The organism is Chryseobacterium sediminis, from assembly GCF_008386505.1.
Lineage (GTDB): Bacteria > Bacteroidota > Bacteroidia > Flavobacteriales > Weeksellaceae > Chryseobacterium > Chryseobacterium sediminis.
Window position 1 is genome coordinate 2,362,211 of record NZ_VUNZ01000001.1, and the last position, 11,868, is coordinate 2,374,078.

The 11,868-nt window shown below is 35.1% G+C and carries 6 protein-coding genes; all 6 read right to left on the reverse strand.

Annotation, left to right across the window (positions count from 1 at the left end; translation table 11 throughout):
- Positions 1-125 precede the first annotated feature (125 nt).
- The 6 genes from FW780_RS10705 to FW780_RS10730 all read right to left on the reverse strand — a co-directional run bounded on the left by FW780_RS10705 (position 126) and on the right by FW780_RS10730 (position 11,862).
- Entirely contained in the window at positions 126-1,553 is a 1,428-nt protein-coding gene (locus FW780_RS10705; protein ID WP_149833565.1) for a SusD/RagB family nutrient-binding outer membrane lipoprotein, read from the reverse strand.
- Between the two features lie 25 nt (positions 1,554-1,578).
- Positions 1,579-4,563: a SusC/RagA family TonB-linked outer membrane protein gene (locus FW780_RS10710; protein ID WP_149833566.1), complete on the reverse strand. Its 2,985-nt coding sequence runs from the start codon at positions 4,561-4,563 to the stop codon at positions 1,579-1,581.
- 353 nt (positions 4,564-4,916) lie between these two features.
- Complete coding sequence (locus FW780_RS10715) at positions 4,917-5,363, reverse strand: lipocalin-like domain-containing protein (RefSeq protein ID WP_149833567.1); 447 nt, start codon at positions 5,361-5,363, stop codon at positions 4,917-4,919.
- A gap of 56 nt (positions 5,364-5,419) precedes the next feature.
- Positions 5,420-6,880, reverse strand: a complete 1,461-nt coding sequence (locus FW780_RS10720; protein WP_149833568.1) for a SusD/RagB family nutrient-binding outer membrane lipoprotein — start codon at positions 6,878-6,880, stop codon at positions 5,420-5,422.
- Positions 6,881-6,883: 3 nt separating this feature from the next.
- The gene (locus tag FW780_RS10725; protein ID WP_149833569.1) at positions 6,884-9,841 is read right to left on the reverse strand and encodes a SusC/RagA family TonB-linked outer membrane protein; all 2,958 of its coding nucleotides are present in this window, start codon (positions 9,839-9,841) and stop codon (positions 6,884-6,886) included.
- 407 nt (positions 9,842-10,248) lie between these two features.
- Entirely contained in the window at positions 10,249-11,862 is a 1,614-nt protein-coding gene (locus FW780_RS10730) for a SusD/RagB family nutrient-binding outer membrane lipoprotein (RefSeq protein WP_149833570.1), read from the reverse strand.
- Positions 11,863-11,868: the final 6 nt, after the last annotated feature.

An 11,868-nucleotide genomic window follows, 5' to 3' on the forward strand; every position in this document is an offset into this window, starting at 1 on the left:
TCTCTTTTAAAGCTTATAGCTGAAATATCCTTACCCTATATTTCCGCCTAAAATCTGAGCTACAAATATACGGAAATAAAAAAACCGCCCGAAGGCGGTTTATATATAGTATAAAAACTTTTTTGTTAGAATTTATCCCAGAAAAGTTTTGTAGTAACTTTATCACCACCTATTTTATTTGCGGCAGCTTTAACATTAGCTCCATTTAATACATATTCCTGGTCGGAATAAGGCATTCTAACCGGAACTCCGTCAGTTTTTGAGTTTGGCGGATTAACTAAAGCCGGAGAATCTAATCTTCTTGTAAAATTCCAAGCTGCAAACGGGCTGTTAAATAAAGCTATCCATGCCTGATTTCCTATGGATACTTTCCAGTTAGCAGCATTGTAAGGATTAGCTGCAAGATAAGACGCAGTGTCAGCAGCAGCAATACCATTCTCATTCATTGAAGCCGTAACTGCTGAAGCATATAGAGTTGCAGCAGTACCTCCTGCATTATATCCTCTTGCTGCAGCTTCCGCTTCTAAAAATAGTATTTCACTATAACTTAGTAAATTAGCAGGGGCAGTACTAGATAATAAAGTTGAGCTTAAATGGGAATAATTACCAAAAGGATTAAGTGAGCCAAAAATCCCTCCTTTGTATACACCTCCAACCGTAGTAAACCAAGCTGCTCTCCTAGGGTCATTATTCGTATTCATAAAATCAACTAACCCTTTAGCAGGAACAAAATCATTTCTTCCAGATGCTACAAGATCATCAAATACAGGGTTTGTAAATGTTCCTCCAGAAAAGATCATAGAATATGAATCTGAATTACTGCCTAAAACTCCAGAAGCTATTGCACTTTCTGCAGCTGCTTTAGATGTCGCAGGGTCTACATCTGCTAAATTCATTGCCAATCTTAATTTTATTGAATTAGCTAATTTTTTCCATTTAGACATATTCCCTGCGTATATTAAATCTTCAGAATAACCAGCTGAAGAAGTATTTATTTTGGCAATAGCAGCATCTATTCTTGATAATAAGCTGGTATAAATTCCTTTTGCGTCATCATATTTTGGTGCAAATTGGCCCTGACCAGACTGTAATGCCTCAGAGTATGGTACATCACCAAAGGTATCCACAATATTTTCCCATACAAAAATGGAGGAAATTTCAAGTGTTGCCCATTTATTATTATAAACTGAGGTGTCGGTAATCCCCTCATTTGGAAGATTCAACATAGCCTGATAAAAATTATTCAATGAATATACATACATTCTGTTGAAATGATTTCTTGGCTGGTTTCTGGTCACCAGATCATAATTAGTTTCATCGGTATAAGTTGTTTCTGTCCAATATTGATTAAAGAATCTGTAATTATTAAAATTTACATTTCCTGTATACATATAATAAAACGACTGATATTGCCCTGTTGCCAATAAATTTCCTGAAGGAAGCACCGAAGCATGTTTCGGATCGTTGTTAAGGTCGGTTATATTATTTTCACATGATATGATGCTTAAAGAAGCCATAATACAACCTATTATTAAAAAAAATGTTTTCTTCATTTCTATGTTTTAAATATTAATAAAATTAAAATTTCAATGTTACATCAATTCCTATATTTCTTGTTGTAGGTAAAGTACCTGTAGAGAAACCATAGGACCTGATGGAACTTCCACCTACCATTGCTTCCGGATCTGCATAAGGAAGATTTTTATGAATAATCCAAAGATTACGTCCTACAATAGAAATTTTTGCCATGTTCACAAACGTACCAGCCAACAAAGATTTAGGCAGGGTATATCCTATGCTTGCTTCTCTAAGCTTAACATAAGATCCATCATACACAAATCTTTTTGCAGGCATACGGGAATATCCGTCCAGATTTCCAAATGCAGAAGGGTTTGCTGTTACTGTAGTGTTCGTTTGTCCATTTGGATTTACCCCTTCCCAAACAATACCAGATTCTCTGTAATCTGCTGTCTCTGCATATAAACCTGTTGCCAAACCATAGTATTGATCTAATGAAAATACATCTCCACCATGTTTAACATCTATCAGGAAGCTCAGACTAATCCCTTTATAGCTGAATGAGTTTCTTACACCACCTGTCCAATCAGGAGTAGCATTACCTATTACCTGATTATTTTGTCTAAGATATCTGCCGGTTGTAGGATTAATTACAGGCTGTCCATTTAAGTATACATAATCAGAACCAATAAGAGTCCCCCATGACTCTCCTTCTCTGGCGTTTAACGAAACTCCTCCCTGGAAGCTGTTTAAAAGGATGTTGGATACATCAGTAGTTGAATTATGTAATAAGCTAACTACTAAGTTTTTATTCTTAGCCCAGTTTACATCAATATTCCATGCAAAATCTTTAGACTTGATAGGAACAAATCCTAATTGAACTTCTATTCCCTCATTATTGATTTGCCCGGCATTTATAGGGGCTCTTAGCAATCCGGATCCTGAAGAGATAGGAAGACTTATAATCTGATCAAATGTTCTGGTCTTATAATAGGCGACATCAAAAGATATTCTGTTTTTAAATAACTGGCCTTCCATACCAAATTCAACTTCTTTTGACCTTTGAGGTTTCAAGTTTTGATTAGGCATGTCTGTCTGGCTGTTATACACTTTTGTATTCCCAAAAAGCCCGGCACTTCTGTATTGTGGGTATAGCAAATACGGATCAGCAGTACCTCCTACTTCAGCATAATTTGCTCTAACTTTCCAGAAATTAAGAAACGGAGTTTTTATCAGCTCAGATAAAATTAAAGATCCTGTTATAGATGGGTAGTTATAGACATTACTCCCTTTCGGCAGAGTAGAAGATTCATCAATTCTGAAAGTACCGTCCAGATAGAATATCTTCTTATAATCAATAGAGGCTGTTACATACGCACTATTAGTCTGTGTAGTATATTCATCTTCTGCCGGATCAAGCACAGCTCCTCTGGAATTTCCTAATGCATAAAGTTTAGGTGCAATTAATCCTCCTTCTGTAGATGCAGATATAGAATTATAATAATTTCTTCTAACATTTCCTCCTACTACACCACTAACGTTAATATCTGGTGTAATATCGTACTTGTAGTTGAAAATTAAATCATAATTAATTTCGCTTCTGTTGATATCTAGTCTTGCATAACCAGACCCAACATCTTTACCGGATGCTCCAAATGACTGGGACAAAGAACCTACAGCTAATCTATTTTCAACAAGCACATCTGATTTGTCAAAGGAAATTTTACCTGTTACCCCGACATGTTTTGAAATATCATATTTTAACTGTGCATAGCTAAATGTTCTTGTTCGGTTATCAGACTGATAATTTTGATATCTTTGGAAATAGGGATTATTCCAAAATATAGGCTGGCCTTCGTCAGCAGATACTCTGTTCCATGCAAAATTGCTATGGTTATTATTAATATAAGCATTTTCAAGAGCCTTGACATCTACATTTGTTTGCCACCATTGTCTGAAACCAGTGACTATGTTATCAGAATACCCTGTTTCATTTCTCCCTTTAGTATTTTGCAAAGTCAATGTAGAATAAACTGTTGCATGAAGTTTAGGGGTAAAATCATAATTGATTTTTGTAGACAATGTATTTTTTTTCAGGTCTGAATTTGGAAGTAACCCGTTAGATAACATGTTATCATAAGTCAGCGTGAAGTTGGCCGCTTTTGTTCCCTTTTCTAAACTTATTGTATTTGCATACGTTACAGGAGTATCAAAAAATTTTATGGGGCCATTTTTTGCAGCAACCCACGGAGTCGCTTTGCCATAGTTTTGTGAATGCGGATCAAAAGAATCCCATTGATATACTAAGAGATTAGGGTCAAATTTAGGTCCCCATGAGGCATCTTCTGAAAAATTAGCATAATCATGACCGTCCGGAGCTGTTCCTGAATAAAAACTAGGGTCATAACCTCCTCCATATTTACTCTGATAGACAGGGAAAGTGGATTTATCAATAAAACCAGCCTGAATACCTGAATTAAGAGTTACTCCCCAAGAGCCGTCATCTTTACCTCTTCCGCTTTTGGTAGTAATTACAATTACTCCATTTAATCCTCTTTCTCCATATAATGCAGATGCGGCAGCACCTTTCAGAATATTCATGGATTCAATATCTTCCTGATTAATATCGGATAAAGCATTCCCTAAGTCAAAATTAGCCCCATTGGTAGATGAGTTGTTCACTGGAGATCCATCAATAACTACTAATGGATTACTTCCTTGTAAAGTTTTAATCCCTCTAATTACAATATTGGTAGAGCCTCCAAAATTTCCATTACTATTTACAAGGACACCAGCTGCTTTTCCTGATAGTAAATCAGCTACATTCCCGGTTTTTGTAGTACCTTCAGTTAATTTGTCTGCCTTAATTTCCTGCGAAGCATACCCTAAAGATTTTTTCTCTCTTTTAATACCTAGTGCAGTTACTACCACACCTTCAATTTCCTTTGTCTGTGTAGTGGAATCGCTTTTCTTCTGTTGAGCATTTACAATCGCAACAGAAGAAGATAATACCACAACCAGTACACCCATTGTTAGTTTCTTCATATCAATTAATTTTTCATCCAGCAAATCTGTATGTTTTTTAAAAACTTAACAAACAAAAGCGCACAAAACAAAAAAATCAACCTTAAAAAACATAAAACAGTAAAAAAATACTTAATAAAATATGTTAAAAACAAAATATTTGATAAAAAAAATAACACCAATTTTTCAATTGATGCCATCTACAGTTAAACCAGCGTAACGTGTTAAAAATATGATATTTATAAATTAAAAATTCAAAATACATTTTTTATTTTTTCAAAAAAATTAATTGCAAATAATATTATATTCTGAAAACATCATTTACATAAATAAAAAAAACCACCCAAGGGTGGTTTTTGAATGGATAAAAATATTTATTCTTTTCTAAAAACTAAGACCGCCTCATCATTTCCAGGTGTATTGTCTAAGTTTTTACTGTTGTCATTAATTCTGAGTTCAGTACCGGAATAGGAATCTATCTCTTTTTTCAATGTTTTAGAAACTCCTGCTTCTGTATAGGTAAGAGTTAATGTCTGATACATTTTATCAAAGGTCCATTTCCCTCCAAAAGAATCAAACAAGTTACAATTTCCGGAAGAAGACACATCATATCTTTCATAAGATCCAGAGAAATCTGAATTTATAAATATGATGCCTTTCTTTTCGCAATCTGTCAACACAACATCTTTACCTTTGAATTCATATTTATATGGTTTCCAGCTTCCATTAATACTTACATCTTCATTTACAACTGGATGATCATCATCATTAGAACATGATGCAATACTCATTAAAAGAAGAATTCCTATAAAAAATCTCATATAAAAGTTTTTATATTCTTCAAGCCCTAAACAGGCTTGAAGAATTATTATTTAAATTAAAACTTATCCCAAAATAGTTTTGTTGATACTTTATCACCTCCAATTTTTGAAGCTGCCGCGTTCACATTTTTAGCATTTAGAAGATATTCCTGATCAGAATAACGCATTCTTACAGGTACTGATTCTACTACAGAACCTCCCGGATTTTGAAAAACAGGAAAGTCTAATCTTCTTGCAAAGTTCCATGCCTGGAATCCTTTATTGAACATAGCTACCCAAGCCTGTTCTCCAATAGATTTTTTCCAATTAACTGCATTATAAGGATTGGCTGCAATAAATGCAGTTGCAGTAGCATCATTGATATTATATTCAGCCATTGAAGCCTTAATTGCTGCAGAATATAAGTTAGCAGCAGTATCTCCAACACTAAAACCTCTTGCAGCAGCTTCGGTTCTCAAGAATTGAATTTCAGAAAAGTCTAATAAAAAGCCTTGTGCGTTTTCACCTGAGATCACATTTGTAAAGTGGGAATAGCTACTGAAAACATTCTGATCTCCATACACTCCACCTACGTAGGCACCCGCAACCTGTGTAAACCATGTTGCTCTCCTTGGATCTGAAGTTGTATTCATAAAATCAACAAGAATATCAGACGGAACAAAATCATTTCTACCAGATTGAATTACATCCTGATATACCGGATTGGATAATAATCCCGATGGAAAAGTCTGAAGTCCGAAATTATCTAATTTGTCAGTAAATAATCCTGCCGTGTATGCTGCTTCTGCATAAGTTTTAGCCAATGCCGGATCGCTATCTGCTAAGGTTACCGCCATTCTGAATTTCAAGGAATTACCCATCTTTTTCCATTTCGACATATCTCCTTTGTAGATCAAATCATTGCTATATCCGCTACCTGTAGTATTGATCATAGCAACTGCAGCATCAATTCTCTTAATAAGATCTAAATATATTGCTTTCGCATCGTCATAAGGAATTTCTGCACTTCCAGGGTTTTCTGCTGTAGCTTTTAATGCTCCAAAATAAGGAATATCACCATAGGTATCTACTAAATTAGCCCATGCATACACATTCACCAATTCAATCATGGCAATATTATTGTTTTTAGTAACAGCGTCTACGCCTTCACTATCAAGGAATCTTCTTGCATCTCTTAGTGCAGATAATACTCCCGGAGAGTTAATTGTTGCTGATGCTGATGCCATCATACGATTATAATGATTCCTTGGAATTGGTCTTGTCACCATATCGTAATTGGTTTCGTCAGTATAAGTAGTTTCTGACCATTGCTGTGTGAAAAACCTGGTAATATTACGGTTTACATTAGCGGACAGTACCTGATCAAGAAGTGCATGCTCAGCGCTGGCAAAAAGTACTCCTGAAGGAACTTCGGTTGGGTGTTTAGGATCTTCATTCAGTGAAGTGATGTCTCTTTCACACGATGTAAATGTTAACGTTAATGAAGCTAAACCTATAATTAAAAATAATTTTTTCATTTTTTAGAATTTTAAAGTTAAATCTATTCCAATATCACGAGTAGTAGGCAGCACTCCGATAGAATTACCTTTAGCCCCTAAACCATTTCCTGTACCCGCTTCCGGATCTGCATACGGTAAATTTTTGTGGATAATCCAAAGGTTTCTACCAACAATTGAAATTTTTGCGTCACGAATAGAGGTATTGGCAAGGATTGATTTAGGAAGACTATATCCTATACTTGCTTCTCTCAATTTTACGTAAGATGCATCATAAACAAATCTTTTATTCGGCATTCTTCTATATCCATCAACGTTACCAAAAGATCCAGGACTGATCGTAGGAGTTGTATTTACATTTCCATTTGGATTAACCCCCGGATGCACAAGTCCACTTTCTCTGTAGTCAGCAGTTTCTGCATAAAGACCGGTTGCCAATCCATAATACATATCGGTTGAGAATACATCTCCTCCTTTTTTCACATCAATAAGGAAACTTACTGTGAAATCTTTGTAACGGAAACTGTTTCTGATACCTCCTACCCAATCTGGTGTGATATTTCCAATAACCTGATTATTATTTCTTAAATAGCGGCCCGTAGCCGGATCTATTACTCTATCTCCATTAGCATTGTACACATAATCTGATCCTACTAAAGCACCAAAAGATTCTCCAACACGTGCGTTAAGAGATACTCCCCCTTGATAACTTGCCATCAGGTAATTCTGAGAATCACCATTTAATGCAATAACTTTATTTTCATTTTTAGACCAGTTCACGTTAACATCCCAAGTAAAATTATCTGTCTTAAATGGTGTACCGTTTAACTGTACTTCAACCCCTTTATTATCAATCTGTCCTGCATTTACAAGGAATGTTCTATAACCTGTTGAAGAAGAAACCGGCAAGTTGATAATCTGGTCAAATGTTCTTGTTTTATAGATTGCAACATCAAAACCTAACCTGTTTTTGAAAAACTGCGCTTCCATACCGAATTCAGTTTCCTTAGATCTTTGAGGTTTTAAGTTTGGATTTGCAAGGAAGTAAGGCTGATCAAATAAACCTTCACCTCTTGCTTTAAAAGTATTTACCAATCTGTAATTATTGGTGGAAGAACCTACTTCAGCATAGTTTGCTCTCAGTTTCCAGAAACTTAGCCAAGGTTGTTTTACAAATTCTGATAGAATAACCGCACCGGTAACAGAAGGATATCCATAGCTGTTATTTCCTTTTGGTAAATTAGAAGACTGGTCTACACGATAAGTACCATCTACAAATAAGAAATTTTTATATCCGAAAGATGCTGTAGCATATAAACTCGAAGTAACCCATTTTGCATAATTTTCATCAGGCGGCAAAATTGTTCTTATTGAGTTTGATATTGCAAAGAGTCCAGGTTTCGATAAACCTCCTTCTGTACTCATATAAATATTGTCAACAAGATTTCTTCTAACGTTCCCCCCCGCGATACCACTAACACTTAAGTCTGAGGTAATATCAAACTTGTAATTAGCAAATAAATCAAAGTTGATCTCAGTATTTTTCACATTGGTTCTAGCATATCCTGAACTTACATTAAGCTGTGAAGCACCAAACGCCTGAGGAAGAGAGCCATTCATTAATCTTTCTTCTACAACCATTTGCAAATCATCGTAAGATAGTTTCCCTGTAATTCCAAAATTCTTAGAAACATCATATTTCAACTGAGCATAACTAAATATTCTGGTTCTGTCATCAGACTGATAATTCTGATATCTTTGAAAATATGGGTTGTTCCAATACTGAGGAGTTCCATCTGCAGCTGTAGACCTGTTCCATGAAAAGTTACTATTTCCGTTGTTAGCATAAGCATCTCTTAATGCCAACACATCTACGTTTGTCTGCCACCACTGTCTGAAACCTGTAATAACGTTGTCAGAATATCCTGTTTCGTTACGTCCTTTTGTATCTTGTAAAGTTAAAGTTGTGAAAACAGATGCATGTAATTTATCTGTAAAATCATGATTAAATTTCGCTGAAATTGTATTTTTTCTCAGCTCTGAATTAGGCATCAGACCATTGGAAAGCATATTGGAATATGATAAGGAAAGGTTTGAAGTCTTATTTCCTTTTTCAATGGTGATTGTATTGATATATGTGACTGGTGTTTCAAAAAATTTAATAGGTCCGTTTTTAGCAGCAACCCAAGGTGTGGCTTTTCCATAGTTTGGAGAAGAAGGATCAAATGAATCCCATTGGTACACCAATTGATTAGGATTAAATGCCGGTCCATAAGATGCATCATCCACAAAGTTAGCATAATTGTAACCTCCAGGGCCAGGAGCCTCATTCCAGGATTGTCCTCCATACCCTGCACCATATTTTGTTTGGTATGTAGGGAAAGTAGATTTATCAATAAATCCGGCTGTAATTCCTGAGTTTAGAGTAACTCCCCAGCTTCCGTCATTATTTCCTCTTCCACTTTTAGTTACAATTAGGATTACCCCATCACTACCTCTCTCACCATACAATGCAGATGCCGCAGCACCTTTTAATACGTTTACAGATTCTATATCTTCCTGATTGATATCTGAAAGAAAGTTACCATAATCGAAAATAGATCCAGTTACAGTGTTATTATTAACTGGTGAACCATCGATTACAATAAGTGGAGAGCCTCCTGATAAGGATTTGTATCCTCTGATCAAAAGGTTAGCAGATCCGCCAAAGTTGTTGTTTGTATTTACCTGTAGTCCGGCTACCTTACCTGAAAGAAGGGAGGCTACGTTACCGGTATTGGTAGTCCCACCTGTTAATTCTGCAGCTTTTACTTCTTCAGAAGCATAACCCAGAGATTTTTTCTCTCTTTTAATCCCGAGTGCGGTTACAACCACCCCCTCAATTTCTTTTGTTTTAATAGTATCATTCTTTTGCTGGGCATTGGCAACAGCTATAGAAGAAGACATTACTAAAACAAGAAGACTTGCTGTTAGTTTCTTCATATCAAATTAATTTTTGTGACTTTACAAATTTGTAAAACTTTCTTAATACCACAAAGCAAAATTTGAAAAAATTGCAATTTATTCAGTATTTTAGAATAAAAACAATCAATAAATCATTAAAATAAGTTAAAAATTTGATATTTAACAAAAACAACTCATTCAAAAGTTAATTTTTTTTAAGATATAATAACAATCAATTAAATTGATATAATCTATATTTTAAATTCAATTATAATTATAAATAAATTGAATATCAATAAATTAAAAATACAAAAGATAAGAATCATTAAAAATTCGAGATTAATCCTATGCTAAGCATATTTCTATAACTAAAGAAATATTCTCCCTTTTAAACAAAAAAAAACCGCCCGAAGGCGGTAAAATATATTAAAATTGTATTGTAAGAATTAATTCTGATTCCAGAATGGAGTCGTTTGGTTCTTAGTAAAACATTGAGCATTTGAAATCTGAGGAACGTTAGCAGAGTTAGCTACGTATTCAGATGACGGATACATCAATCTGTATGGCTTATTAGGCTTCGCTGAAGTTGTTGCCATAGGAGTAACTGGGAAACCAGTTCTATTATAATCAATGAAAGATTCTGTAGGGTTAATTCCCGCAGTAGCTAACCACTTTTGAGTCATGATCGCTTCAATCTTATTATCATTAGTACCAGTCCATCCTAAACCTGCTTTAGTTTGGATTGCAGTAATGTATGTAGCAGAAGTACCAGCTGTTGCATATAGGTAATCAAAAGAAGCTTTGATACCATTTTCAAACTTAGTCTGACCATTAGAGAAGATAGATGGATATCTAACAGCAGCTTCAGCCTGAAGGAAGTTACTTTCTGAACGAGTCATTAAAACACCAGATTTCGCAGAACCAACAGATGTAAGCTGAGCTGTAGTACTAGGGCTACCTTGACCAAATATCCAACCATTTCCAAATCTTGAAACTGTAGTAAGATCCGTTGGAGCTCCTGGCTGACCTGGAGTAGCACCCTGTCTAACCCCTTTAACAACTGAAAGACCATTATAAGTAACTAATGAGAACATTCTTCCTCTTCTTGCATCAATGATACCATTAAATTTCTGATAAACATTATCAGTCATATTATAAGGATTACCATTAAGACAAGTAGCAATATGTTCAGATGCTGTAAATAATGTATTGTTCTGCAACTGAGAATTGGAACTATTTCTCACATAGTATCCATAAAACGGGTTCTGTTGGTCATCATTAGCAGCACTGTATCCAGGATTTACTAAAACATCGCTATCTATGAAGTTTGCTCCTGCTAAAGTTTGAAGTTGCTGATCTCTAAAAGTAGCCATAGATCCTGTTACTTTAGACATTCTAACTAGCATTCTTAGTTTCACAGTATTCGCAAGACGCTTCCAGCTATCCATTGTTCCCTGGAAAACAATATCAGTAGCACCTAGCTCAAGTGCAGCTGCATTTCCATTATCAATAAGAGTGATTGCATCATTTAAACCAAGAATTAATGATCTATAGATTTCCTCATCATTATCATATTTTGGAGTTGCATTAGCCTGCCCCATAAATGCCTGACTATAAGGAGCATCACCATATAAATCTACAATTGTCTGCATATAGAAAGCTTTCATCACTTTTGCAGCTGCTACATAATTATCATATTTATGAGTAGAGTTATCATATTTCTCAATAGCAGCAAAATTACTTACGTTTCTGTATAATCCATCCCAAATCTGCGGATAAAAAGAACTATCTACATTTAATGTATATTCATTACCAAATGGAGCCCCAAAAGAATAAGAGTTACCTGCATAAGAATTCATCATAAGCCCACCAAATCTATTCATCCATGTAGCCTGAGTTCTATAAGTCTGAGCAACAGCACCAGGAAATAATAAAGTTGGTGTAATAGCTTCCGCATGGATATTATTTGGATTTTCATTAATATCCAGATAATGATCACATGAAGTCAACGTCATAGAGGCAACGATTAAACCTAGTATTGTATATTTAAATTTTTTCATTTTCAA